The sequence below is a fragment of the Limnobacter sp. 130 genome, assembly GCF_902506325.1.
Taxonomy (GTDB): domain Bacteria; phylum Pseudomonadota; class Gammaproteobacteria; order Burkholderiales; family Burkholderiaceae_B; genus Limnobacter.
Genome location: NZ_LR732330.1, coordinates 552771 through 579486 on the forward strand (window position 1 = coordinate 552771; position 26716 = coordinate 579486).

Sequence of the window (26716 nt, forward strand, 5' to 3'; positions counted from 1 at the left end):
TCTTAACTAAACTTCAGTTCACACCCTGTTTTTTCTTGGAGTTCTTCTCTAGATACGCCTGGCGCTATTTCCAGCACTTCGAGTCCATGCGTGGTGACGTCCATCACCGCCAAGTCCGTAATAATGCGGTTGACCACGCCTTTACCTGTCAACGGCAAGGTGCATTCAGGCAAAATCTTCAAATCAGTCGTGCCATCTTTCTTGCGAGCCACATGCTCCATCAATACGATTACACGCGACACACCCGCCACCAAGTCCATGGCACCGCCCATGCCTTTCACCAGTTTGCCGGGAATCATCCAATTGGCCAAATCGCCATTCTGACTGATCTGCATGGCCCCCAAAATGGCCAAATTGATATGCCCGCCGCGAATCATCGCAAACGATTCTGAACTTGAGAAGAAAGCTGACCCATTCAGAGTGGTCACGGTTTGCTTGCCTGCATTGATCAAATCGGCATCCACCTGCTCCTCGGTAGGAAATGGCCCAATGCCCAACAAACCATTTTCACTTTGCAACATCACATCCATGCCATCAGGAATGTGGTTACTGACCAAAGTGGGCAAACCGATACCCAGATTCACATAAAAACCGTCTTGCAATTCGCGCGCAGCGCGTGCTGCCATTTCATCGTGATTCCACGCCATTTTTTGTTCTCCTTATTGTGCAGGGGTAGCCAGTGTGCGTTTCTCAATCCGCTTTTCAGGATTGGCGTTCAATACAACACGCTGCACATAAATACCTGGGGTGTGAATAAAGTTGGGATCAAGCGCACCCACTTCCACAATTTCTTCCACTTCCACCACCGTAAATTTCGAGGCTGCCGCACACTCTGGATTGAAATTGCGCGCAGTGAGGCGATAAATCAGATTGCCAGAGGTATCCGCCTTCCAGGCTTTCACCAGCGAAATATCGGCTTTCAGGCTGTGCTCCAGCACATAGTTTTCGCCGTCGATCACCCGTGTTTCCTTGCCATCGGCAATCACGGTTCCAAAACCGGTTTTCGTGAAAAAAGCTGGAATACCGGCACCACCTGCGCGCAGTTTTTCGGCCAAGGTACCTTGTGGCGTGAATTCCAGTTCCAGTTCACCGCTGAGATACTGGCGCTCGAACTCTTTGTTCTCACCCACATAAGACGAAATCATCTTGCGTACCTGCCTGGTTTCCAGCAATCGGCCCAAGCCAAAGCCATCCACACCCGCATTGTTCGAGATCACAGTCAAATCTTTTGCACCCGATGCACGAACTGCCTCAATTAAAGCCTCTGGAATGCCGCACAGGCCAAAACCACCCACGGCAAGCGTCATTCCGTCCTTGATCTTGTCCGCCAAAGCCTCTGTGGCACTGGCCGATACTTTGTTCATCCCCATTTCTATTCCTCATGCTTTGAATTTGTGCCATTAGTTTAACTTCTTGGCGCACGCAATCTTCTTGCTGCATTGCACAAAAGCAAGTTTCTCAGACTAGAGATCAAAGTCAACTATTTTTTCCCGATATGCAATAAGCTTTCGGCTTAAAATCAAAGCTGCACCTCGCTGTAGCAACCGCGACAAATTTTAAGGAGACGCACCCAATGTCGGCTGTCGAAAGAGACATGATGGAATACGATGTATTGGTAGTTGGTGGAGGCCCTGCCGGCCTTTCAACTGCCATTCGCCTGAAACAAGTGGCCGCAGAAAAAGGCCAGGAAATCAATGTGTGCGTACTGGAGAAAGGCTCTGAGGTTGGCGCCCATATTTTGTCAGGCGCCGTGATGGACCCCCGCGCAATCACTGAACTTTTCCCTGACTGGAAAGAACGCGGCGCGCCACTGAACACAGAGGTCACTGAAGACCAGTTTTTGTTTTTAACTGAAACGTCCGCAAAAAAAGTACCCAATGCGCTTTTGCCCGAATGTTTCCAGAACCATGGCAACTATGTCATCAGCTTGGCCAACGTGGTCCGCTGGCTGGGTGAGCAAGCCGAAGCTTTGGGTGTTGAAGTATTTCCGGGCTTTGCAGGTGCAGAAATTCTGTACGACGAAAAAGGTGCCGTGAAAGGCGTACAAACCGGCGACATGGGCATTGGTAAGGATGGTGAGCATACCCACGCTTACCAGCCAGGCATGGAACTGCATGCCAAGTACACCGTGTTCGCCGAAGGCGTACGCGGCCACTTGGGCAAACGCGTCATCGAAAAATTCAACCTGAACGAAGGTCGCGACCCACAGGTATACGGCATCGGGCTAAAAGAACTGTGGGAAATTGATCCAGCCAAACACAAGCCAGGCTTGGTCATTCACTCTGGTGGCTGGCCGCTCGATTCAAGCACCTATGGCGGCTCATTCCTGTATCACCTGGAAAACAACCAGGTTGCAGTGGGCTTTGTGGTGGGCTTGGCCTACGAAAACCCCTACTTGTCGCCTTTTGAAGAATTCCAGCGCTACAAAACCCACCCCGAAATTCGCAAGTATTTTGAAGGTGGCAAACGCATTTCCTACGGCGCTCGCGCAATTGCTGCAGGCGGCCTGATGAGCCTGCCGAAACTGGTATTCCCGGGTGGTGCATTGGTGGGTTGCGATGCAGGCTTTCTGAATGCGTCCCGAATCAAGGGATCACATGCGGCCATCAAGAGCGGCATGCTGTGTGCCGAAGCGATTGCTGATGCCTTGGCTCAAGATCGTGCTGGCGACGAGCTCGAAGCCTATCCAAAAGCTTTCCACGACTCTTGGCTATTCGACGAACTGTACCGCGCTCGCAACTTCAAACAATGGATGAGCAAAGGTTTGTACACCGGCACCATGATGGTGGGTATTGAACAAAAACTGTTCAATGGCAAGGTGCCCTGGACTTTGCACCACAAGCACGCAGACCATGAATGCCTGCGCCCTGCTTCTGAATTTCAACCGATCAACTATCCAAAACCCGATGGGAAGATTACATTTGATCGCTTGAGTTCGGTGTTCATCTCCAACACCAACCACGAAGAGAACCAGCCAGCACACCTGACATTGAGAAATCCAGAGGTACCGGTTGCAACCAACCTGACCACCTACGCAGGCCCCGAGCAGCGCTACTGCCCGGCAGGTGTGTATGAATATGTGAAAAAGGAAGACGGGAAAGATCAGTTGCAGATCAACGCACAAAACTGCGTACACTGCAAAACCTGTGACATCAAAGACCCCACACAAAATATTGTGTGGGTGACACCGGAAGGTGGTGGTGGACCCAATTACCCGAACATGTAAGCAAGTTCAAAACGCCGACTTTTCAGTCGGCGTTTTTTTCAGGTTTTCAGATCGCTTGAGGTTTCGTCTAATCGCTTTGAGTTTTCATTTGCATCGATCTCAAAGGTGTATTCGCCTTCAAGCAGATGAGTTACATAGGCGAATCGACCATTTACGGTCACCCCGTCGAGCGTCAATTCGTAATAGCACCCCGCAACCTTGCCGCACCCTTTTTCAAACAGGGCACGACTGGTTTTTTCATCAATCCAGTCCACTGAATATTTTTGATCGGCAATATACACTGTGACCGGTTTCCACTCTGTTTCACAGAAATTCTCGATCACCTGGGCGCCGGCAGATTTGTAAACCAGTTCACAATCGGTTTTGGCGAGAAACTGCAGTTTGCGAGTTGTTTCCGGTGAATTGGTACAAGCAACCAGCAAAACCGCACAGGAAGCGGCGAGAACAAGCAGCAAGCGTTTCATGGCATTGATTCCTGAAAGGACATTTACTTTGAACGCAAGAATGCCGTTGATGGAGTACACAGAACGTGCCGCAGCAAAGATCAGCCTTTGGGCGCACGCCACAAAAAGCGGTAAACGAAACCTGGAAAAGCGAACACCAGAAAGAGACATGCTGTTAACGCATAAAATTCCCAGCGTTGAGGAGTAACCTGACTCAGGCTTGCTTCAATGGCAAAGCCGATCAGACCCACGATAAAGTAACCGGCGATTACTTCGAGTACACGGGTCCAACCGCCTTTTTTAGTCACAGGCAAAACGCCCATGATGCGGTTGCTCACAAAAGGCAGGTTCGCAAACAGCAAGGCCAAGCCAAACAACAACCAATGCCCAATCGTCTGCGTCAAAACCTACCCCTTGAAAGTTCTAAAATATTCAGTTAACCAGCCAGCGTTTGCTGAATGGCTGTCATGCAATATGCCATCAACGGCGCGGGTAACAAACCCAGCGCGATCACAGCCAAACCGTTCAGGCCCAATACTGCACGTGCATCGTTGCCCATCACGATTTCAGTTTCATCCGCAGGCGCTTCGAAATACATGGTTTTCACAATGCGAATGTAATAGAAAGCACCCACCAAACTGAACATGACTGCATAAACCGCCAACCACACCTGGCCGGTGGCCAACAAGGCTTTCAGAACCAACAATTTGGCAGCAAAGCCCACCATGGGTGGAATACCAGCCAAGGAGAACATCAACAACAGCATGATCAAAGCCAACCAAGGTGCGCGTTTGTTCAAGCCCTTCAAGTCGCTGATGTGTTCCACTTCAAAGCCTTTGCGTGACATCACCATGATCACACCGAAGGTACCCAGAGTGGTCAACACATAAGTAATGCTGTAGAACATGGCCGAAGAATAAGCCTGTGCCGCGTTACCGGTATCTTGCCCTGTTACGCCCGACAAGAAACCCAACAGCATGAAACCCATTTGTGCAATCGTTGAATAAGCCAGCATGCGCTTCAGGCTGGTTTGGGCAATGGCGGTCAGGTTACCAATGGCCAGCGAAGCAATCGCCAACACCATCAGCATGTTTTGCCAATCGAAAGCCATCACAAACAAACCATCAACGAGCAAGCGCATCAACATGGCAAATGCAGCCAGTTTGGGTGCACCGCTAATCAGCAAGGTGGAAATTGAAGGCGAACCCTGATACACGTCGGGAACCCACATGTGGAACGGCACCACGCCCAACTTGAAGGCAAGGCCAGCCACCAGGAACACAATACCGAATACGAAAATAATTGATTTTTGACCCGACACCGCCGCGGTCGCAGCAAATGCAATGTCAGAGTGATTCAGCGAACCTGTTGCACCGTAAATCATCGACATGCCATACAACAGGAAACCTGAAGCCAACGCACCAAGAACGAAATACTTCATCGATGCTTCGGTTGCGCGCACATTGTCGCGTTGCATGGCCACAGCGGCATACAGGCTGAGAGACAGCAACTCGACACCCAAGTACACCAACAACAGGTTGTTGGCAGAAATCATGATCATCTGACCGAGCAAAGCAAACAGCACCAATGCGTGCAACTCACCTTTAAACATATCGCGGTCTTTGGCATAGTTCGCACCCACAATTAAGGTAAATGCGATTGCCAAGGCAGAAAAGCCTTTTAAGATCAGGGCCATGCTGTCGGCAATGTACATATTGGAGAAAGCCAGCTCGGTGCCCGCGGTGGGTACTTGCGCCAGGCAATACACGCCAAGGCCGATACAGAACAACACCACAATGTTATGCAGCATTGGCAAAATACGGCCTTTGGTCACGCTGTCAGCAATCAGAAACGCACAGGCGAAAAGCGCCAGAGCAATTTCAGGAATAGCGAGTGAGAGATTCATCTGATCCACGAACATTCCTCAATTAAAGCTTGGACTGAGCCACATGTTGCAACAAGGCATCGACAGACACCTGCAACACATCAGTAAAGGGTTTGGGGTACAGGCCCATGGCCATCACCAAAATTGCCAGTGCACCCAGCATCAGGAATTCACGGGTGTTCACATCGGTCAATTTTTTCACGTCGTCATTGGCCACTTCACCAAACACCACGCGCTTGTACATCCACAGCGAATAAGCAGCACCGAAAATCAGGGTGGTTGCAGCCAGCAAACCGATCCAGAAGTTGTACTTCACTGCGCCCAGGATCACCATGAATTCCCCCACAAAACCACTGGTTGCAGGCAGACCCGCGTTGGCCATGGCGAACAAGAGGAAGAAGGCGGCAAACTTCGGCATGGTATTGACCACACCGCCATAGGCAGAAATCTCGCGACTGTGCACGCGATCATAAAGCACGCCGATACACAGGAACATGGCGCCCGACACAAAGCCGTGGGAGATCATTTGAATGATCGCACCCTGCACCGCCAAATCCTGGAACATGAAAAAGCCCAAAGTGACGAAACCCATGTGGGCAATCGATGAATACGCCACCAGCTTTTTCATGTCCTTCTGAACCAGTGCCACCACACCGATATACACCACCGCGATCAGCGACAAGGTAATCATGAAACCAGCCAACTCATGGCTTGCATCAGGCGCAATCGGCATGCTGAAACGCAAGAAGCCATACGCGCCCAGTTTCAACATAATTGCAGCCAGAACCACCGAACCACCCGTGGGTGCTTCCACGTGCGCGTCGGGCAACCAGGTGTGAACTGGCCACATGGGCACTTTCACAGCAAAGGCCATGAGGAACGCCAGGAAAATCAATATTTGCTCAGTCATGCCCAGCGGCAGTTTGTGCCACGCTGCAATTTCAAAAGTGCCCGACTGAAACTGCAGGTAAATGAGTGCGACCAGCGTAAGCAAAGAACCCAACAGCGTATACAGGAAAAACTTGAACGCTGCGTAGATGCGGTTGGGACCACCCCACACACCCACGATGATGTACATCGGGATCAAGGTCGCCTCAAAGAAAACATAGAACAGCAAGCCGTCGGTGGCCGAGAACACACCCACCATCAACCCCGAGAGGATCAGGAATGCGGCCATGTACTGTGCCACTTTTTCGGTAATCACTTCCCAGGCAGCAACCACCACAAAAATGGTGATCAAGGCGGTCAAGATAACAAACCAGACTGACAGGCCATCCACACCCAAACCATAGGAGGCACCAAAGGCCTCAATCCAGGGCAGATTTTCAACAAACTGCAATTGGGCTGTGCTGGTGTCAAAACCAAAGTACAAAGGCAAAGTAACGACAAAGCTGATCAGCGCAGCAATCAGGGACGCTCCCCGGACTGCACCTGCGTTTTTGTCATTGCCCAGAGCCATGATCAAAACACCAAAGGCGATTGGCAGCCAGATCGCCAAACTCAGATAAGGAATATTGTTAGACATTGATATTTTCCAATCGTAAGAACCGAAGTTCCGCCTTTGTTATTTGAGTGTGATGAAAGTGATGATCATGGCCAATACGCCAAGAATCATCGCGAACGCATAGTGATAAATGAAACCACTTTGCGCGAATCGAACCACACCCGAGATCAAACCCACCAGTTTGGCGCTGCCATTGACCAACAAACCGTCGATCAGCATGCGATCACCAAACTTCCACAATGCCTCGCCCAAACCACGGGCGCCGCCGGCAAACACTACCTCATTGAATTTGTCCATGTAGTACTTGTTGTCGAGCAAGGTGTGCACGGGCTTCAAGACCCTCATGAACGCTGCCGGAATGGCAGGCACCCACAGGTAACAAACCGCAGCGGAAACCACACCCGCCAATGCCAACCAGAATGGCGCTGTTTGCAGGGAATGCACACCCATGGCAGCTGCGCCATGGAAAATACTGCTCAAGCCAGCCATTGCGCCATGTTCAGGATTAATGGTGAGCACGCCTTCGAAGAAAGTACCGTGCAGCATGGGCTCAACAGCAATGTAACCAATGATGACCGATGGAATTGCCAGCAAGATCAACGGCAAGGTAACAACCCAGCGTGACTCGTGTGGTTGCACGGGTCCGTGATGCGCATGGTCATCATGGCCATGATCATCATGATGCTGAACATCATGGAAACGCTCTTTGCCATGGAACACCAGGAAATACATGCGGAAACTGTAAAACGCAGTGATGAACACACCGGCAACCACGGCAAAGTACGCAAACCCTGCTGCTGGCAAATTACTGAAGTGCACGGCTTCAATAATGCTGTCTTTGGAGTAGAAACCTGAGAAGAAAGGTGTCCCAATCAAGGCCAGCGAGCCAAGCAAGGAAGTTAGCCAGGTAATGGGCATGTACTTCCACAGACCGCCCATGTGGCGAATGTCTTGGTTATGGTGCATGCCGATGATCACAGAACCTGCCCCAAGGAACAACAAGGCTTTGAAGAAAGCGTGAGTCATCAGGTGGAAAATAGCAACCGGGTAAGCCGATACACCCAAAGCCACCGTCATGTAACCCAACTGCGACAGCGTTGAATAGGCCACCACCCGTTTGATATCGTTTTGAATAATGCCCAGAAAACCCATGAACAGCGCAGTGATTGATCCAATCACCAAGACGAAGTTCAGGGCGATGTCACTGAGTTCAAACAGCGGCGACATGCGACTAACCATGAAAATACCGGCGGTCACCATGGTAGCTGCGTGAATCAAGGCAGAGATCGGTGTTGGGCCTTCCATGGAATCGGGCAGCCAGACATGCAGCGGGAACTGGGCTGATTTGCCCATCGCACCAATGAACAAACAAATACAGGCAACTGCCAACAAAGGCCAATCGGTACCAGGCATGGTTTGGGCTGCCAGGCCGTCAGCCTGCGCAAACACCTCCGCGTAATTCATGGAACCAGCCGAGGCCATGATCAGGCCGATGCCAAGAATAAAGCCAAAGTCACCCACGCGGTTTACAAGAAATGCTTTCAGGTTTGCGTAAATGGCAGTCGGTTTGGTGTACCAAAAACCAATCAACAGATAAGAGACCAGACCAACCGCTTCCCAACCGAAGAACAGTTGCAGGAAGTTGTTGCTCATCACGAGCATCAACATCGAGAAAGTAAACAGCGAAATGTAAGAGAAGAATCGCTGATAGCCGTCATCCTCTTCCATGTAACCAATGGTGTAAATGTGCACCATCAATGAAACGCTGGTCACCACCAACATCATGGTGGCGGTCAAGGTGTCAATCAGAAAGCCAACTTCAAACACCAAAGTACCCACAACAGCCCATTCATAGAGCGTGCCGTTGAAAGTGTTGCCTTCCATCACATCCATAAACACCAGGATAGATGCGATCAGGGAAATGGCAACGCCAGCGATGGTGACTGTGTGTGCGCCTGTGCGGCCGATTTGCTTGCCGAAGAAGCCGGCAAGTATGGAACCGACCAGCGGTGCGAACGGAACGATCAAATACAAGGGATTCATTCGCGCTTACCCCTTCAGCTGGTCGAGGTCTTCGACGTTGATTGAATTCATGTTACGGAAAAGGACCACCAGAATTGCCAAACCAATTGCGGACTCGGCAGCGGCCACTGTGAGAATGAAGAAAACGAACAACTGCCCGGACAAATCGCCCAAGAAGTGAGAAAACGCCACGAAATTCATGTTCACAGCCAGAAGCATCAGTTCAATGGCCATCAGAATCACGATCAGGTTCTTGCGGTTCAAGAAAATACCTATCACGCTGATCGAGAACAAAATCGCGCCCAGCACGAGGTAATGAGATAGTGAAATCATTGTTGTCTATTCCCGGTTAGGCTTGGCGACCGCTGTTGGTGTCGCTTTTGGTTTGTTTGCGGTCCAGATCGGCAGGCATGCTCACCAGCTTGACGCGGTCTGTGGACTTCACGCGAACCTGGTCTGAAGGCACCTGGCCTTTCGTGTCCTTGCGCTTGCGCAAAGTCAGGGCAATCGCCGCAACCATCGCCACAAGCAAAATCAAGGCAGCCACTTCAAACGGATACAAATACTCGGTGTACAGCAATTTACCCAGTGCCTGCGTATTGTTGGCCGCCTGCTCTGGCGTTTCAAGATTGGGGTCCCAAAAGCCACGCAACAACACCACCGACATTTGGAAAGCAATCAGCGAACCGACGATTGCTGCCACTGGCAAGTTTTTCCAAAAACCGGCGCGTACCTTGTCCATGTTCACATCCACCATCATGACGACGAAGAGGAACAACACCATCACTGCACCCACATACACAAGCACCAGTGAAATGGCCAGGAACTCTGCTTCCAACAGCATCCACAAGGCAGAGGCCGAAAAAAACGAGAGCACCAGGTACAAAGCCGCATGTACAGCATTGCTGGCGGTTATCACGCGCACCGCGGCAAACACCAGAATGGCGGCGAACACATAAAAGAAACCGGTTATTGCATCCATTGCATTTAGTCTTCTAAGTTTTGTATCAAGTTAACGGTAGGCCGCATCGGCTTCACGGTTTGCTGCAATTTCAGCCTCGTAGCGGTCGCCCACAGCCAGCAGCATTTCCTTGGTGAAATACAGATCGCCGCGCTTCTCACCGTGATATTCGTGAATGTGGGTCTCAACGATTGAGTCCACTGGGCACGATTCTTCACAGAAACCGCAGAAAATACACTTGGTCAAATCAATGTCGTAACGGCTCGTCCGACGTGTGCCGTCTTCGCGCTGTTCCGATTCAATTGTAATTGCCAAGGCTGGGCACACTGCTTCACACAGCTTGCAGGCAATGCAACGCTCTTCGCCATTTTCATAGCGGCGCAGCGCGTGCAAACCACGAAAACGCGGCGACATCGGCGTTTTCTCCATGGGGTACAACACAGTAATTGGCTGGGTGAACATGTAGCTCATTGTGAGCGCCATGCCCTTGAGCATTTCGCGCAACAACAAACTGTTCAAAAACTCTTTAACAACTTGAAACATGGTTCGCTCTCAATTAATTCCAGATGTTCCAGGGGGTCTGCATCCAGGCAGCAACCACTACCAACCACACCAAGGTCAGCGGAATAAACACTTTCCAGCCCAAACGCATGATTTGGTCATAGCGATAACGCGGGAACGATGCGCGGAACCAGATAAACATGGAAACCAGCAGGAAGGTTTTAAGGCCCAGCCAGATCCAGCCCGGTATGAATTCAAGGAATGCAACCGGCGCGTCCCAGCCACCGAAGAACATGATTGCAGCCAGGCAAGACAACAAAATCATGTTGGCGTACTCGGCCAGGAAAAATACCGCAAAGGTCATGCCAGAGTATTCAACCATGTGGCCAGCCACGATTTCTGACTCGCCTTCCACCACGTCAAAGGGGTGTCGGTTGGTCTCTGCAACTGCTGAGATCATGTAAATCACCAGCAAGGGCAGCAAAGGCAACCAATTCCAGGACAGGAAATTCAGGCCCATATCGGCAAATTGACCCGTGGTTTGTGTCATCACGATGTCGGTCATATTCAAGCTACCAGCCACCAACAACACGGTAACCAATACGAAACCAATCGCCAATTCATAGGACACCATTTGCGCAGAAGCACGCATGGCAGCCAGGAAGGCGTACTTGGAGTTCGATGCCCAGCCCGCAATGATCACGCCATACACTTCAAGCGAAGTAATCGCCATGAGGTACAACAAGCCAGCATTTACGTTGGCCAACACCGTTTCAGGGCCGAATGGAATTACGGCCCATGCCGCCAGAGCAGGCATGATGGTCATGATCGGCGCAATAATGAACAGGCCTTTGTTGGCGTTCATTGGCACGATGATTTCCTTGAACATCATCTTGACCGCGTCAGCGATTGGCTGAAGCAAACCCATGGGCCCCACATAACTTGGGCCCATGCGAATGTGCATGCGACCAATCATCTTGCGTTCCCAGTAAGTCAGGTACGCAACCAGGCCAAGCAAAGGCAAGGTGATGCACAAGATCTTGATCAATGTCCAGACAGGTACCCAAGCCGGACCGAGCAAACCCGAACCGAAAGTGGTGATCATTTCAACCGGTGAGCTCATGCCTGCACCTCGCTGGCCACCACTGCTTCAACAGCAACGCCACCAAACACATTGCGCAGGCTTTGCGTGTCAGCTCGACCCACAGGCACCAGCACCGTATTTTCAGCAATGGTTTTATTCACTAGAACTGCTGCACACAAGGTGCCGCCCTCGGAGTCAGTCAATTGGATTTTGTCCCCGCTTTTAACGCCTAGAGTCTCTGCAGTTTGCACACTGATTTGCGCAAGAGCAGGTTTGGCTGCTTTTGTTTCGCGCAGTGATTCGGCGCGACGAACAAGTGCGTCGGTGTCATAAATTGGCGCAAATGCCGCCAACTCAAGTTTACCGTTCAGTGCGACGCCAGCCACTGCTTGCTCCGGAATCGCATTGCTCAACACGGCGGAAAGATCAGCAGGCAAGTATGCTTTCAATACCTCTTCAGAGCTATTGAACTCAAAACCATCGAGACCCAACAAATTGCCCAATACACGCAACACTTTCCAGCCCGGGCGTGTTTCACCCAAAGGACGAACCGCAGCCTTGAAGGTTTGTGCAGTGCCTGCAATATTGATGTAAGTACCGGAAGTTTCGGTGCTTGGCGCGATCGGCAACAACACATCAGCGTACTGCTTTGCATTGCCCACGAACGCACAGGCTTGTACGACAAATTCGGCGTCGATCAGGCCGCGCATAATTTTCTGGCCCTCGACGCTGTCCAGGTCTGGCTCTGCGCCAAAAACGATCGCTGCCTTGGCCTTGCCTTCCAACATGGCTTGCGCGTTTTTGCCACCGTTGGCGCTGGCCTGAACACCAGCCACAAATGATCCAACCCAGTTGGCAGCATCGCCCAGGAAGCCCAATGTCGAACCAGTGGACTTCGCCAATTCGGCCGCTTTGGCCAACACCTGACCGGCAAACGGGCTCATCAACACCTGCTGGCCAATCAATACAAACTTGGCACCTTCGGGCGCACTCAGTGCGTTGGCCACAGCATCGTGGCTCAATGTTTCAGCCCATTTGGAAGGAGCAGTTTTCAGCCACACGGCTTTGGGCATCAACGGGTCCAATCCACCCGCATTCACGAGCACCACACGGGCGCCCTGCTTTGCAGCCTGTCGAACACGCTGAGTCAACAAGGGTTGATCGTTTCGCGGATCAGTACCCACGATCACGATGGATTCCGCGTCGGCCAATTGTTGAATGGAGCCACCCAACCAAGGTGTGGCGCCGGACAAATTCAAGTTGGCACTGTGACGCAGGCCTGCGTCAACGCTGGATGAACCGATGCCGCTCATCAAGGCCTTGGCCAAAGCCATTTCCTCAAAGGTGCTGTTCGGGGATACCAGCATGGCAATGTTGTTCAGGTCAGTCGACTCGCGACGGGCTTTCTTCAAACCTTCAAACGCCACGTTCAAGGCGGTTTGCCAATCGGTTGTCACCCATTGACCATTTTTCTTGATCATGGGTTCTTTCAAGCGATCGGCTGCCTGCAAACCTTCGTAGCTAAAGCGGTCCCGATCTGAAATCCAGCACTCGTTCACATTGTCGTTTTCTTGAGGAACAATGCGCATGACTTTGTCGGCCTTCACCTGTACCACCACGTTCGAGCCCAGGCTGTCGTGCGCGGAAATCGACTTGCGTCGTGCCATTTCCCATGTGCGGGCGTTGTAGCGGAAAGGCTTCGACGTGAGCGCGCCCACAGGGCACAGGTCAATCATGTTGCCCGACAATTCGGAATCAACCGAATTACCTACGAAACTCAGAATTTCTGAGTGTTCACCGCGATTGGCCATGCCCAGTTCCATGACGCCGGCCACTTCCTGGCCAAAGCGCACGCAACGCGTACAGTGAATACAGCGGCTCATTTCCTGTGCGGAAACCAGCGGGCCGATGTCTTTGAAAAACACCACACGCTTTTCTTCCTGATAGCGGGATGACACACCACCATAGCCCACCGCGATGTCTTGCAGCTGGCACTCACCGCCCTGGTCACAAATTGGGCAATCCAGTGGGTGGTTGATCAGCAAAAACTCCATCACGCTTTTCTGTGCGTTCACGGCTTTTTCGCTCTTGGTGCGAACGATCATGCCGGGCGACACAGGCGTGGCGCACGCGGGCAAGGGCTTGGGCGCTTTTTCTACATCGACCAGGCACATGCGGCAGTTTGCCGCAATCGACAATTTTTTGTGATAGCAAAAGTGAGGCACATAGCTGCCTGCTTTCTCAGCGGCGTCCATGAGCATGCTGCCCTCGGACACCTCAACTTTTACACCATCAATCTCTAGTTCAACCATTTGTATCTACCCGCAGGGAATCAAACGTAAGCCGGCACAATGCACGACTTGTGTGTGATGTGATGCTCAAATTCTTCATGGAAATGTTTCAGGAAAGCGCGAACCGGCATGGCTGCAGCATCACCCAGCGCGCAAATGGTGCGGCCCTGAATGTTGTCGGCAATTGAGTTCAGCATGTCCAGATCCTCGGGACGACCTTCTCCGTGTTCGATGCGGTTGATGATTCGATACAACCAGCCAGTGCCTTCACGACACGGTGTGCATTGACCACAGCTTTCTTCGTAATAAAAATAAGACAAACGCAACAGGCTTTTCACCATGCAGCGTGTTTCGTCCATGACGATTACCGCGCCAGAACCCAACATGGAACCAGCTTTTGCAATGGAGTCGTAGTCCATGTCGGTGGCCATCATCACATCGCCTGGCAGTACAGGCATGGAAGAACCACCGGGGATCACGGCCTTGATTTTACGGCCACCCTTCATGCCACCCGCCATTTCAAGCAGGGTTGCAAATGGAGTACCCAAGGGAATCTCGTAGTTGCCGGGTTTTTCAACGTCGCCGGAAATCGAGAAAATTTTCGTACCACCGTTGTTGGGCTTGCCCAGTTCCAGGAACCAGTCACCACCGTTTTGAATAATGAACGGCACGGCAGCAAATGTTTCGGTGTTATTGATCGTGGTGGGCTTGCCATAAATGCCATAAGACGCCGGGAATGGCGGCTTGAAGCGGGGCTGGCCTTTCTTGCCTTCAATCGATTCGATCAATGCGGTTTCTTCACCGCAAATATACGCGCCATAACCCTGGTGCGCATGCAGTTGGAAGCTGAAGGTTGACCCCATGATGTTGTCACCAAGGTAACCAGCCGCACGAGCCTGCTCCAGCGCCTCTTCAAAGCGTTCGTATGTTTCCCAGATCTCGCCATGGATGTAGTTGTAACCCACGGTAATGCCCATGGCGTAGGCGGCAATGGCCATGCCTTCAATCACGGAATGCGGGTTGTAGCGCAAAATGTCGCGGTCTTTGAATGTACCGGGTTCGCCTTCATCCGAATTACATGCCAAATACTTTTGGCCCGGAAACTGGCGAGGCATGAAGCTCCACTTCAAACCCGTGGGGAAGCCTGCGCCTCCACGACCACGCAAAGCCGATTTTTTGACCTCAGCAATGACGTCTTCCTGAGAAATGCCTTCAGTCAGAATTTTGCGCAGGGCCTTGTACCCGCCACGCGCCTCGTAACCTTTCAGATCCCAGTTACTGCCATCAAGACCAGCCAGAATTACCGGGTTAATGTGTCGTCCGTGCAAACAAGTCATGACTTCAACTCCTCTACCAACGCATCGATTTTCTCGGTGCTCATGAAACTGCACATGCGGTGGTTGTTCACCAACATGACTGGAGAATCGCCGCAGGCGCCCATGCACTCACCTTCTTTCAGGGTGAACAAGCCGTCTTTGGTGGTTTCGTTGTAATCAATACCCAGTTTCTTCTTCAAGTACTCAGCTGCATCCGTACCACCCGACAATGCACAGGGAAGGTTCGTGCACACAACAATTTTCGACTTACCAACTTTCTTGGTGTCGTACATGTTGTAGAACGTGGCCACTTCGTAGGCTGCGATCGGTTGGATTTCCAGGTATTCGGCAACAGCCTCAATGGCATCGGTAGGCAACCAACCCAATTCCACTTGCGCAATACGCAAGCCCGCCATGACCGCTGAAATCTTCTGGTCAGCAGGATACTTGGTCAGTTCTTTGTCTATCAAACGATAGGTGTTTTCGCTCAACTTCATGATTCAATTCAATCCTTAGCGATCAATTTCACCGAACACAATGTCTTGGGTACCAATAATGGTCACCACGTCGGCCAACATGTGGCCGCGAGACATTTCGTCCAAACCTTGCAGGTGCGCAAAACCAGGGGCACGAATCTTCAAGCGATAAGGCTTGTTTGCACCGTCAGCGACCAGGTAAATACCAAACTCACCCTTCGGATGTTCAACCGCTGCGTATGACTCACCCTCAGGCACATGCATGCCCTCTGTGAACAACTTGAAGTGGTGGATCAATTCTTCCATATTGGTTTTCATGTCCACGCGCTTGGGCGGCGTTACCTTGTGGTTGTCGCTCATGACTGGGCCAGGGTTGGCACGCAACCACGCAACACACTGCTTGATGATTTTGTTCGACTGGCGCATTTCTTCAACGCGCACCAGATAACGGTCGTAGCAATCGCCGTTTTTGCCCACTGGAATATCGAAATCCATGCGGTCGTACACTTCATAAGGTTGCTTTTTGCGCAAGTCCCAGGCGATACCTGAACCACGCAGCATGGGACCGGTAAAGCCCATGGACAAAGCACGTTCAGGCGTAACCACACCCACGCCGACCAAACGCTGTTTCCAGATGCGGTTGTCGGTCAACAGGGTTTCGTATTCGTCCACATACTTCGGAAACCGCTGGGTGAAATCGTCAATAAAATCGAGCACGGAACCTTGTCGGTTCTTGTTCAACTCATCCACTTTCTTGGCAGAACGCACCTTGGACGGCTTGTACTGGGGCATGCGATCAGGCAAATCGCGATACACGCCACCCGGGCGGTAATAGGCTGCGTGTAAACGTGCCCCGGAAACCGCTTCATAGCAGTCCATCAGGTCTTCACGTTCACGGAAGGCATACAGAAATACCGCCATGGCACCCACATCAAGGCCGTGCGCACCCAACCACAGCAGGTGATTCAGGATACGGGTGATTTCATCGAACATGACGCGAATGTATTGCGCGCGAACAGGCACTTCGATGTTCAACAGCTTTTCAATGGCCATGCAGTAAGCATGCTCATTGCACATCATGGACACGTAATCAAGGCGGTCCATGTAAGGCAATGATTGAATAAAAGTTTTGTGCTCTGCCAGCTTTTCAGTGCCACGGTGCAACAGGCCAATGTGCGGGTCTGCGCGCTGGACGACTTCACCATCCAGCTCGAGCACCAGGCGCAACACACCGTGTGCTGCCGGGTGCTGAGGACCAAAGTTCAGAGTGTAATTTTTAATTTCAGCCATGATTATTTCGCTCCACCGTATTGAGGTTCGCGAATGATGCGGGGTGTAATTTCACGCGGCTCAATGGTGACGGGTTGGTACACCACACGACCTAATTCAGGGTCGTAGCGCATTTCGACATGGCCAGACAAAGGAAAGTCTTTGCGGAACGGATGCCCCACAAAACCATAGTCAGTCAAAATGCGGCGCAAGTCGGGGTGACCTTCGAATACGATGCCATACAAGTCGAAGGCTTCGCGCTCGTACCAATTGGCCGAAGACCACACGTCGATCACAGAGGCCACGGTGGGCAAATCGTCATCGGGGCAACACACCTTCAGGCGCACGCGCAGGTTTTTCGATACAGACAACAACTGACACACCACCCAGAAACGCTGGGATTCGTTCAATTCATTGCCATATTCACTGCGATCAAGACCACACAAGTCAATTAATTGCTCAAACTGCAGGGTTTCGTCATCGCGAAGAATGGTGCAAGACTCGAAATAAGAATCGGCCTTCACCGTCAAATTGACTTCACCGAAAGCAAGCTTGCATTCAACGATGCGATCACCGAGCGCAGCGAGCAGATCAGCGCTCAACTTTTCAAGGCTTAAAGTCTGGTTCTGTGTCATGAATAGAACCCCTTATCGCGCAATGGTGGAAGTGGTTTTGATCTTGTTCTGCAATTGCAGCAGACCATACATGAGCGCTTCCGCTGTGGGAGGGCAGCCCGGCACGTACACATCAACCGGCACGATGCGATCGCAACCGCGAACAACCGAATAAGAGTAGTGATAGTAACCACCACCATTGGCACACGAACCCATGGACAGCACCCAACGTGGCTCAGCCATTTGGTCGTACACTTTGCGCAAGGCTGGCGCCATTTTGTTACATAGCGTGCCCGCCACAATCATGAGGTCGGATTGACGTGGACTCGGTCGAAAAATAATGCCAAAACGGTCCAAGTCGTAGCGACTGGCACCCGCATGCATCATTTCCACCGCACAACAAGCCAAGCCAAAGGTCATCGGCCAAAGCGAGCCAGTACGGCCCCAGTTGATCAATTTATCAGCCGTGGTGGTGATAAAACCTTCGTTTAAAACACCGTCAATACCCATTTGCTTACTACCTTCACGAAAGTGGGGCGATCATTTGCCCGTAAATAGCCCGCTTATTGGCCAATTTATTCCCAATCCAGCGCACCGCGGGTCCATTCGTAAATGAAACCCACCACCAGAACACCCAGGAAAATCATCATGGCCCAGAAACCAACAGGACCAATTTCCCTGTAAGCCACAGCCCAGGGGAAGAGAAACGCGATTTCGAGATCGAACAGAATAAAAAGAATGGCAACAAGGTAGTAACGCACGTCGAATTGCATGCGGGCGTCTTCAAACGCCTCGAAACCACATTCGTAGGGGGAAAGTTTTTGCCCGTCTGGGCGGTGGGGGGCAAGGATACGACCAACCAGCATGGCACCACCGCCGACACTGATCCCCACAAGGATGAACATTAACACTGGAAAATAAGACTCTAAATTCACTGTGACTCCCGTGTAAACCCTAATAGCCTTCGATTAGCCCGAAAAAAAGCCGGTCGTTATGTACAAGACCGGCTTTGATTTAAACCTTGGTGCCGACGACGAGACTCGAACTCGTACAGCCTGTGGCCACTACCCCCTCAAGATAGCGTGTCTACCAATTCCACCACGTCGGCATATCATTGCAGCGCAATAAATTGCTTTGCAATAAATTACTTTGGAATATCCTGCACGGGCGTTTTTGGTTCAGCCGGTTTGGTCTCCGTAGGGGTTGCCGTTCCCTCTACTGGAGAAGCCTGAATGGCCTCCATTACACCACCGGATTCCGCTTCAACGCCAGCCCTTGAATAAAAGGCCAAACCCAGTGTGCAAAGCAGAAAGATTGTAGCACAAAAGCCCGTAGCCCGGCTCAAGAAATTCGCCGATCCAGTTGCACCAAACAGGCTGCCAGATGAGCCGCTGCCGAAGGCTGCGCCCATGTCTGCGCCCTTGCCGTGCTGCAACAAAACCAGAACGATAACGGCGATTGCAGAGATGATCTGCATGATCACCAAGAATGAATTGAATATGCTCATAAATTATTTAACCTCTCGCGGCGCGTATTATTCCAGAGAAATCATCAGAAGACAAAGCTGCACCACCAATTAGGCCACCATCAATGTCAACTTTTGAAAAAATCTCGCTTGCATTGCCCGGCTTTACACTTCCGCCGTACAAAATTCGGGTGCTCTGGGCTACTTCTGGCCCCAACATGGCATTCAGTCGGGCACGAATCATGGCGTGCACCTCTTGCGCTTGCTCCGGACTGGCCGTAACGCCAGTGCCAATGGCCCAAACCGGCTCATAGGCAATCACCAGATTCCAGGCGCCGTTTTCAACAAATTTCGAGCAATGCTCAACAACCGGATCCAATTGGGAGGCGATCACAGCCTCTACCTGCCCGGCTTCGCGCTCTGCCAGCGTTTCACCCACACACACAATCGGCGTGATGTCACCTTGAAGGGCCGCGACCGCTTTTTGTGCAACAGTCGCGCTGGTTTCTGCGTGGTACTGGCGACGTTCTGAGTGGCCCACCAACACCTGCTTGACCCCGAATTCCTTCAGCATTTCGACTGACACCTCGCCGGTGTAGGCTCCACTGGATTTTGCTGACACATCCTGCGCACCGAAGATAACTGCTTGATCTTCCAGCAACTTTCCTAGTTGGGCCAGATAAGGAAACGGGCAAAATACAGACACGTCAACCTGATCGTCTACTTCGGGCAGGAACCCAAGAACAAGCGCCTCATTCGAGTCGAAGTCGCCGTTCATTTTCCAGTTACCAGCCACCAATTTCTTTCTTGAATTGTGTTTGGATGTTTCACTCATGCTCTTTCTGATTCCTTTTCTTGATTCTCGATATTGAGCACAATTTTTCCCAAGGCGTTACCTGACTCCATCAACTGGTGAGCCTTGGCAACATCAGCAAGTGTGAAAGTGGCTTGCACCAGCGATTTCAGCACTTGCGCAGAAAAACCCTCTATTAATTCCCGCTCGACCTGCCGCGCCAAATCCGCCTTGAATTCAGCGGAACGGGGCCGCAAGGTAGTTCCAGTCAAAACCACTTGTTTGGTCATCAGTTTTGCAGCGTCAATATTGGCGAAACGTCCGCCCAGCAATGCAATCACGATCACCATGCCCTGCGGTTTCGCGCAGTTCAAATCTTTGTTCAGATAATCGCCAGCCACCATGTCGAGAATCAAATCGACACCCTGTTGCTGTGTATCCTGCAACACCTGCTGCTCCCAATCCTGGGTTTTGTACAGGTAGGCCCTTTCAGCCCCCAAAGCGGTGCAAAAATCTGCCTTTTCCTGACTGCCCACAGTTACAAAAGTGCGCAATCCATGTTTCTTGCACAACTGGATGGCAGCGGTGCCAATGCCACTACTGCCCCCATGAATCAATACTGTTTGACCAGCCCTGGCAGCACCTTTCAAAAACAGGTTTTGCCAAACGGTCATGTACACCTCGGGCAAACTGGCCGCCTCGGTGAAACTTAAACCTTTGGGAATTTGCATGCACTGCCTTGCGGGCACGCATGCATACTCCGCATAACCACCGCCATTGCACAAAGCCATGACGGGTTCGCCCAAATGGCTTTCAGGTACGCCCTGCCCCACAGCCACAACCACACCCGACACTTCCAGCCCCAAATTGGGATTGGCATCGGCGGGTGGCGGATACAAACCCAGGCGTTGCAACACATCGGGACGATTCACCCCGGCGGCCTTGACCTGAATTAGCACCTCACCTGGCATGGGCGAAGGAACCGGTAATTCAATCAACTCAAGCTGATCGACACCACCGGGGGCCTTCACTCCCACTGCCCTCATACTGACAGGCAGTTGCGGGGCTGCTGTACTCATTAACCTTCGCTGGGACCTTCGGCGGCCTGCTCAGCAGGAGCCTCGGGAGCCAACAGGGCTTTCATGGACAAGCGCAGGCGACCTTTTTCATCGGCCTCAAGCACTTTAACCTTCACAACCTGGCCTTCTTTCAGGAAATCGCCAACGGTGTTCACACGTTCGTTGGCAATTTGCGAGATGTGCAACAGACCATCCTTGCCTGGCAATACGCTGACGATGGCGCCGAAATCGAGTAGCTTCAGCACGGTGCCTTCGTACACGGCACCCACTTCCACTTCAGCCGTGATGTCTTCGATCAGCTTCTTGGCGCGCTCGCCTGCGTCACCATCAACAGAGGCGATGGTGATTGAACCATCTTCCTTGATGTCGATACTTGCGCCTGTTTGCTCGGTAATGCCGCGAATGGTTGCACCACCCTTGCCAATTACGTCACGAATTTTCTCAGGATTGATCTTCATGGTGATCATGCGTGGTGCGTAGGCAGACAACTCACCCACATTGCCACCTGTGGCTTCTTTCATGATACCCAGGATATGCATGCGGCCTTCGCGAGCTTGTGCCAATGCAACTTGCATGATTTCTTTGGTAATGCCTTGAATCTTGATGTCCATCTGCAGCGCAGTCACACCGTTTTCAGAGCCAGCCACCTTGAAGTCCATGTCGCCCAAGTGATCTTCATCACCCAAAATGTCTGTAAGAACAGCGAACTTGTTGTCTTCTTTGATCAAGCCCATGGCAATACCAGCCACCAGCTGCTTCAGGGGAACACCCGCGTCCATCAGGGACAATGCACCGCCACACACAGAAGCCATGGAGCTTGAACCATTGGATTCAGTGATTTCTGACACCACACGCATTGTGTACTGGAAGTCTTCAGGCGCGGGCAACATCATTTCAACTGCACGGCGTGCCAAACGGCCATGGCCGATTTCACGGCGCTTCGGTGCACCCATGCGACCACATTCGCCGGTGGCGTACGGGGGCATGTTGTAATGGAACATGAAACGATCACGGTATTCACCGGCAACCGCATCAATCATTTGCTCGTCACGACCGGTACCCAGTGTAGTGACCACCAAAGCCTGTGTTTCACCACGTGTGAACAAGGCGGAACCGTGGGCACGTGGCAATACGCCGGTGCGAACGGTGATTGGGCGTACGGTGCGGGTATCGCGACCGTCGATGCGTGGCTCGCCATTCAGGATCTGACCGCGAACAATTTTGGCTTCCAGGCCGAACATGATGTCGCTGACGTCTGCGTTGGTAATGCCAGCGCGCTGCTCTTCAGTCAACTTGGAAGGCAGTTCAGCAGCCACTTCAGCAGAAATTTCTTTCAGGCGTTGGCTACGGGCCTGCTTTTCAGTCATTTTGTAAGCAGCGGCCAGTTTCTCGCCAGCCAATTCGGTAACAGCAGCCACCAAAGGCTCGTTTGCAGGTGCAGCTTTCCAGTCCCATTCAGGCTTACCAGCTTTGGCGGTCAGCGCGTGAATGGCATTGATTGCGGTTTGCATTTGTTCGTGACCGAACATGATGCCGCCCAACATGATTTCTTCAGACAACTCATGCGCTTCAGATTCAACCATCAGCACAGCAGCTTCGGTACCTGCAACAATCAGGTCCATCTTGCTGTCTTTCAACTGTGTGGCTGTTGGGTTCAGCACGTACTGCTCGTTGATGTAACCAACGCGCGCACCACCGACCGGGCCATTGAAAGGAATACCAGCGATTGACAGTGCCGCAGACGCGCCGAGCATGGCTGGAATGTCTGGATTGACTTCAGGGTTGATCGACATCACGGTCAAGGTTACCTGTACTTCATTGAAGAAGCCTTCAGGAAACAGGGGGCGCAACGGACGATCGATCAGGCGTGCATTCAGGGTTTCTTGTTCAGTGCCCTTGCCTTCGCGCTTGAAGAAGCCACCGGGAATACGGCCAGCGGCATAGAATTTTTCAACGTAATCAACGGTCAAGGGGAAAAAGTCTTGACCGGGTTTGGCAGACTTGGCGGCTACAACAGTGGCCAATACGACGGTGTCGTCTACGGTTACGATGACAGAGCCACCCGCCTGGCGGGCGATTTCACCGGTTTCCAGGGTCACTGTGTGTTGACCATACTGGAAGGTTTCTTTATGAATTTCAAACACTTTGTCTTTTCCTTTTAGTAATCTCGCCGGGCCAATACCCGGATGCGAGAGCCCGTCAGTTTTAAAACACAAATGCCCACAACCGGGGTTGCAGGCATTTGAGTCAAATCAACGGCTTGTAGCAGCGACCAATTACTTGCGTAGACCCAAGCTGCTGATCAGGTTGCGGTAAGCATCTGCGTTTTTGCGCTTGAGGTAATCAAGCAGCTTACGACGACGAGACACCATGCGCAGCAAACCGCGGCGTGAGTGATGGTCTTTGGCGTTGGCCTTGAAGTGATCGGTCAACGAGTTGATTCGGGCTGTCAACAATGCTACTTGAACCTCGGGAGAACCTGTGTCGCCCTTGGCGCGTTGATATTCGGCGAGAATTGCCGCTTTATTGATTTCTGACATCTTTATTACTCCACTTGCGTGAACTAGCAGCCACTGTTCAGACCGCTGTTCCGTGTAAAAAGACCACCCGTTTTAAAAGGTGGTCACCTGAACCCGCTATTGTAGGGGAAAACCGGTAAAAATCAAACCTGTGGATTCAACTTTTCGTGTTTTGACTGCAATTTGTTCAAAGCTGACAAATAGGCTTTGGCCGATGCGACCACAATATCGGGATCTGCCCCCACACCATTGACTATTCGACCACCCTTTTGCAAGCGCATGGTGACTTCGCCCTGAGATTCAGTGGTACCGGAAGTAATGCCATTGACAGAGAAGAGCAAGAGTTCAGCACCGCTTTGCACTTCAGCCTCGATGGCCTTCACTGTGGCGTCCACTGGCCCGTTGCCCTGGCTTTCAGAAATGACCTCCCGACCTTCAATTGAGAACACCACCCTTGCCTTGGGGCGTTCTCCGGTTTCGGAGTGCTGGACCAAAGACACATAGCGATAATGTTCAGATTCGCCACCAGCGCCATCACCCGACACCAAGGCATGAATGTCTTCATCAAAAATTTCGGCTTTGCGATCGGCCAAATCCTTGAATCGCTGGAAAGTATCGTTCAAGGCCTGCTCGCTTTCCATTTCAATACCCAGCGCCTCAAGACGCTGCTTGAAGGCATTGCGACCAGACAGCTTGCCCAGCACAATTTTGTTGGCAGACCAGCCGACATCCTCAGCAGTCATGATTTCATAGGTTTGACGGGCTTTCAGTACGCCATCCTGATGAATGCCGGAAGCATGCGCGAATGCATTGGCCCCCACAATCGCTTTGTTGGGCTGAACCACAAAGCCGGTGATATTGCTGACCAATCGGCTGGCCGAGACGATTTGCGTGGTGTCGATGCCCACATCCATATTGAAGAAGTCTCGGCGGGTTTTAACTGCCATGACAATTTCCTCTAGGGAACAATTGCCCGCCCGCTCACCCAAACCATTGATTGTGCACTCTACCTGGCGCGCACCACCAATGGCCACGCCGGCCAAAGAATTGGCCACTGCCATGCCCAAGTCGTTGTGGCAATGAACAGACCAGACGGCTTTGTCGCTATTTGGGGTCATGGTGCGAAGATCGCGCATGAATTCGCCATACAAGGAAGGCACTGCATAACCAACCGTGTCGGGAATATTGATGGTTTTTGCACCCGCCTTGATCACGGCCTCGCAGACTTTGGCCAGAAATGGCAGTTCAGAGCGGTAGCCATCTTCAGCCGAAAACTCAACATCATCGGTGTACTGCAGGGCCAGCTTTACAGCCTTGACGGCCTGCTCCAAAACCTGATCAGGCGTCATGCGCAACTTCACTTCCATGTGCAAAGGCGAAGTGGCAATAAAGGTGTGAATGCGGCGGCGCTCAGCTGGAGCCAATGCATCGCCAGCACGCATGATGTCTTTGTCATTGGCGCGGGCCAAAGAACACACTGTGGATTCTTTGATGACCGAGGCAATGGACTTGATCGCCTCGAAATCGCCGTTGCTGGAGGCGGCAAAACCGGCCTCGATCACGTCAACTTTCAACTTCTCAAGTTGCTTGGCAATACGGATTTTTTCTTCACGGGTCATCGAGGCGCCGGGGCTTTGTTCGCCGTCGCGCAGAGTAGTGTCGAATATGATGAGGCGGTCTGACATGCTGTTCTCCTGATTATGTTCTAAGGATACAACAATGCAGGCGTGAAGCGGTATTGCGGGGAACCCGTGAAGGGCCGAATACAGCGTATCCGGCCTGAATGACACGAATTAAAAGTGTTCGTCTCTTTCGATATCCATGCCCTTAAGGCCCTGCCCCTTCACCTTCCGGACCAGGTAAACGACATAGCCAGAAAGACCGTACAACACAAATACGCCGAACAATACCTTGGGCGGGTCTTGGGACACGAGCGCAAATACGAGGGGAATCAAGGCGAGCACCAAGAAAGGCACACTGCGGCGGAAATGGAAGTCTTTGCCGCTGAAGAAAGGCACGTTGGACACCATGGTAATACCTGCGTAGAAGGTAATACCCCAGGCCAACCAATCCAACTCGGCACCTGCCATTTTGGCGTCGTCCATCACCCAAACAAAACCGGTGACCAGTGCCGCGGCAGCAGGGCTGGGCAAACCTTGGAACCAGGCTTTGTCTACGACTGCCGCATTGGTGTTGAAACGGGCCAGGCGCAAAGCGGCACCTGCCAGATAAACAAAAGCGGCAACCCAACCCAGTTTGCCCATGCCGCTGAGCGACCACTCATAAATAATCAATGCTGGGGCTGCACCAAACGACACCATGTCTGCCAAGCTGTCGTATTCGGCACCAAATGCACTTTGGGTGTTGGTCATTCGGGCAACTCGACCATCCAGGCTGTCAAGTACCAAGGCAGCGAAAATGGCAACCGCTGCAGCAGTGAATTGTTGACCCATGGCCATGACAATGCCATAAAAACCGCTAAACAGAGCCGCCGTGGTAAACAGGTTGGGCAACAAATAAACGCCCTTGTGGGGCTTGCCTGCCGGGCGCGAAGCCGCGTTTGAAAACGCGCGCGGTGCTCCAAAACGGTTTTTATTCCGCTTGAATCGCATAATCAGGACACCAACTCGGCCAACACGGTTGAAGAAGCTGAAACCTTGTCGCCAATTGCCACTTTGGGCACTGAATCAGTTGGCAAATAAACATCCACACGGGAACCGAAACGAATAAATCCGTAACGCTGTCCTTTCTCAACAGCCTCTGTGGGTTTGACGTAACAAAGAATTCGACGCGCGATCAAGCCGGCAACCTGAACAGCAGTTACGGTAGCGCCACTTTCAGTGTGAATCACAATTGCGTTGCGCTCATTTTGGGTACTCGCCTTGTCCAGGTCTGCATTCACAAACAAACCGGGGAAATAATCCACCGACTTGATTTCACCACCAATTGGAATTCGGTTGGAGTGCACATTGAATACGTTCATGAACACGGAAATTTTCAAGGCTTCACGCTGGGCGTAAGGATCTTCTACGCGCTCAACAGCAACGATGCGGCCATCTGCTGGCGACACAACCGCATTTTTCTGTGCGGGAATGTAACGGGGAGGATCACGGAAAAACTGCAGAACAAAGATGAACAGAATCCACGCCACGACCGATAGAAACGTGAGGCCAAAAGACTGAAGGGCAAGCGCCAAAACAGCAACGATTGCAAGAAAAGGCCAACCCTCGCGGGCAATGATGGGATGTGGGTAGTTCATAGCTCTTTG

The 26716-nt window shown here is 51.8% G+C and carries 27 protein-coding genes and 1 tRNA gene; 1 reads left to right on the forward strand and 27 read right to left on the reverse strand.

Translation table 11 applies throughout. The features are described from left to right. Positions 1-2: 2 nt before the first annotated feature. Complete coding sequence (locus FRIGORI9N_RS11635) at positions 3-647, reverse strand: 3-oxoacid CoA-transferase subunit B (RefSeq protein ID WP_159571110.1); 645 nt, start codon at positions 645-647, stop codon at positions 3-5. 12 nt (positions 648-659) lie between these two features. Continuing rightward, positions 660-1364 carry a CoA transferase subunit A gene (locus tag FRIGORI9N_RS11640; protein WP_159571851.1) on the reverse strand — a complete coding sequence of 235 codons (705 nt, stop codon included), beginning with the start codon at positions 1362-1364 and terminating at the stop codon, positions 660-662. A 209-nt stretch (positions 1365-1573) separates the two neighbouring features. On the opposite strand from FRIGORI9N_RS11640, the gene FRIGORI9N_RS11645 reads away from it, so the two are divergent. Beyond that, a complete protein-coding gene (locus FRIGORI9N_RS11645; protein WP_159571113.1) occupies positions 1574-3226 on the forward strand; it encodes an electron transfer flavoprotein-ubiquinone oxidoreductase in 1653 nt (550 codons plus the stop codon). Between the two features lie 38 nt (positions 3227-3264). Here FRIGORI9N_RS11645 and FRIGORI9N_RS11650 read toward each other — a convergent pair whose 3' ends face one another. The 25 genes from FRIGORI9N_RS11650 to FRIGORI9N_RS11770 all read right to left on the reverse strand — a co-directional run bounded on the left by FRIGORI9N_RS11650 (position 3265) and on the right by FRIGORI9N_RS11770 (position 26707). Then, positions 3265-3690 (reverse strand): hypothetical protein, encoded by a 426-nt coding sequence (locus tag FRIGORI9N_RS11650; protein WP_159571116.1) that lies wholly within the window; start codon positions 3688-3690, stop codon positions 3265-3267. Between the two features lie 80 nt (positions 3691-3770). Then, positions 3771-4073 (reverse strand): DUF2818 family protein, encoded by a 303-nt coding sequence (locus FRIGORI9N_RS11655; RefSeq protein WP_201301484.1) that lies wholly within the window; start codon positions 4071-4073, stop codon positions 3771-3773. Between the two features lie 32 nt (positions 4074-4105). Beyond that, the gene (nuoN, locus tag FRIGORI9N_RS11660) at positions 4106-5590 is read right to left on the reverse strand and encodes an NADH-quinone oxidoreductase subunit NuoN (protein WP_201301485.1); all 1485 of its coding nucleotides are present in this window, start codon (positions 5588-5590) and stop codon (positions 4106-4108) included. A 7-nt stretch (positions 5591-5597) separates the two neighbouring features. Then, the gene (locus tag FRIGORI9N_RS11665) at positions 5598-7079 is read right to left on the reverse strand and encodes an NADH-quinone oxidoreductase subunit M (RefSeq protein ID WP_159571122.1); all 1482 of its coding nucleotides are present in this window, start codon (positions 7077-7079) and stop codon (positions 5598-5600) included. A gap of 39 nt (positions 7080-7118) precedes the next feature. Then, complete coding sequence (nuoL, locus tag FRIGORI9N_RS11670; RefSeq protein ID WP_159571125.1) at positions 7119-9101, reverse strand: NADH-quinone oxidoreductase subunit L; 1983 nt, start codon at positions 9099-9101, stop codon at positions 7119-7121. 6 nt (positions 9102-9107) lie between these two features. Beyond that, entirely contained in the window at positions 9108-9413 is a 306-nt protein-coding gene (nuoK, locus tag FRIGORI9N_RS11675) for an NADH-quinone oxidoreductase subunit NuoK (protein ID WP_008251215.1), read from the reverse strand. Between the two features lie 16 nt (positions 9414-9429). Next, positions 9430-10062: an NADH-quinone oxidoreductase subunit J gene (locus tag FRIGORI9N_RS11680; protein WP_159571145.1), complete on the reverse strand. Its 633-nt coding sequence runs from the start codon at positions 10060-10062 to the stop codon at positions 9430-9432. A gap of 30 nt (positions 10063-10092) precedes the next feature. Next, on the reverse strand, positions 10093-10584 hold the full coding sequence (gene nuoI / locus FRIGORI9N_RS11685; protein ID WP_159571147.1) for an NADH-quinone oxidoreductase subunit NuoI: 492 nt from the start codon (positions 10582-10584) through the stop codon (positions 10093-10095). A 13-nt stretch (positions 10585-10597) separates the two neighbouring features. Next, complete coding sequence (gene nuoH / locus FRIGORI9N_RS11690) at positions 10598-11647, reverse strand: NADH-quinone oxidoreductase subunit NuoH (protein ID WP_371717256.1); 1050 nt, start codon at positions 11645-11647, stop codon at positions 10598-10600. A 14-nt stretch (positions 11648-11661) separates the two neighbouring features. Then, a complete protein-coding gene (gene nuoG / locus FRIGORI9N_RS11695; protein WP_159571153.1) occupies positions 11662-13938 on the reverse strand; it encodes an NADH-quinone oxidoreductase subunit NuoG in 2277 nt (758 codons plus the stop codon). A gap of 20 nt (positions 13939-13958) precedes the next feature. Then, on the reverse strand, positions 13959-15254 hold the full coding sequence (gene nuoF, locus FRIGORI9N_RS11700; protein ID WP_159571156.1) for an NADH-quinone oxidoreductase subunit NuoF: 1296 nt from the start codon (positions 15252-15254) through the stop codon (positions 13959-13961). After that, on the reverse strand, positions 15251-15730 hold the full coding sequence (gene nuoE, locus FRIGORI9N_RS11705; RefSeq protein WP_159571159.1) for an NADH-quinone oxidoreductase subunit NuoE: 480 nt from the start codon (positions 15728-15730) through the stop codon (positions 15251-15253). The genes nuoF and nuoE overlap by 4 nt, the downstream gene beginning before the upstream one ends. Positions 15731-15745: 15 nt before the next feature. Then, a complete protein-coding gene (locus FRIGORI9N_RS11710) occupies positions 15746-16999 on the reverse strand; it encodes an NADH-quinone oxidoreductase subunit D (protein ID WP_159571162.1) in 1254 nt (417 codons plus the stop codon). A gap of 2 nt (positions 17000-17001) precedes the next feature. After that, positions 17002-17613 (reverse strand): NADH-quinone oxidoreductase subunit C, encoded by a 612-nt coding sequence (locus tag FRIGORI9N_RS11715; RefSeq protein ID WP_159571165.1) that lies wholly within the window; start codon positions 17611-17613, stop codon positions 17002-17004. Between the two features lie 12 nt (positions 17614-17625). Beyond that, positions 17626-18102 (reverse strand): NADH-quinone oxidoreductase subunit B family protein, encoded by a 477-nt coding sequence (locus FRIGORI9N_RS11720; RefSeq protein ID WP_008251188.1) that lies wholly within the window; start codon positions 18100-18102, stop codon positions 17626-17628. Positions 18103-18167: 65 nt separating this feature from the next. Then, positions 18168-18527 (reverse strand): NADH-quinone oxidoreductase subunit A, encoded by a 360-nt coding sequence (locus tag FRIGORI9N_RS11725; protein WP_159571168.1) that lies wholly within the window; start codon positions 18525-18527, stop codon positions 18168-18170. Positions 18528-18614: 87 nt separating this feature from the next. Further along, a tRNA-Leu gene (locus tag FRIGORI9N_RS11730) sits at positions 18615-18700 on the reverse strand. A gap of 36 nt (positions 18701-18736) precedes the next feature. Beyond that, the gene (gene secG, locus FRIGORI9N_RS11735) at positions 18737-19099 is read right to left on the reverse strand and encodes a preprotein translocase subunit SecG (protein ID WP_159571171.1); all 363 of its coding nucleotides are present in this window, start codon (positions 19097-19099) and stop codon (positions 18737-18739) included. Positions 19100-19106: 7 nt separating this feature from the next. Beyond that, on the reverse strand, positions 19107-19892 hold the full coding sequence (gene tpiA / locus FRIGORI9N_RS11740; protein WP_159571174.1) for a triose-phosphate isomerase: 786 nt from the start codon (positions 19890-19892) through the stop codon (positions 19107-19109). Continuing rightward, positions 19889-20929, reverse strand: a complete 1041-nt coding sequence (locus FRIGORI9N_RS11745) for an NAD(P)H-quinone oxidoreductase (protein ID WP_159571176.1) — start codon at positions 20927-20929, stop codon at positions 19889-19891. The genes tpiA and FRIGORI9N_RS11745 overlap by 4 nt, the downstream gene beginning before the upstream one ends. Then, complete coding sequence (gene pnp, locus FRIGORI9N_RS11750; RefSeq protein WP_159571178.1) at positions 20929-23073, reverse strand: polyribonucleotide nucleotidyltransferase; 2145 nt, start codon at positions 23071-23073, stop codon at positions 20929-20931. Before pnp ends, FRIGORI9N_RS11745 begins: the two co-directional genes overlap by 1 nt. Before the next feature lie 132 nt (positions 23074-23205). Beyond that, positions 23206-23469: a 30S ribosomal protein S15 gene (gene rpsO, locus FRIGORI9N_RS11755; RefSeq protein ID WP_008251166.1), complete on the reverse strand. Its 264-nt coding sequence runs from the start codon at positions 23467-23469 to the stop codon at positions 23206-23208. Between the two features lie 122 nt (positions 23470-23591). Then, entirely contained in the window at positions 23592-25133 is a 1542-nt protein-coding gene (locus FRIGORI9N_RS11760; protein ID WP_159571180.1) for a 2-isopropylmalate synthase, read from the reverse strand. A 108-nt stretch (positions 25134-25241) separates the two neighbouring features. Continuing rightward, positions 25242-26060 (reverse strand): CDP-diacylglycerol--serine O-phosphatidyltransferase, encoded by an 819-nt coding sequence (gene pssA / locus FRIGORI9N_RS11765; RefSeq protein WP_159571182.1) that lies wholly within the window; start codon positions 26058-26060, stop codon positions 25242-25244. 2 nt (positions 26061-26062) lie between these two features. After that, the gene (locus FRIGORI9N_RS11770; protein WP_159571184.1) at positions 26063-26707 is read right to left on the reverse strand and encodes a phosphatidylserine decarboxylase; all 645 of its coding nucleotides are present in this window, start codon (positions 26705-26707) and stop codon (positions 26063-26065) included. Positions 26708-26716: the final 9 nt, after the last annotated feature.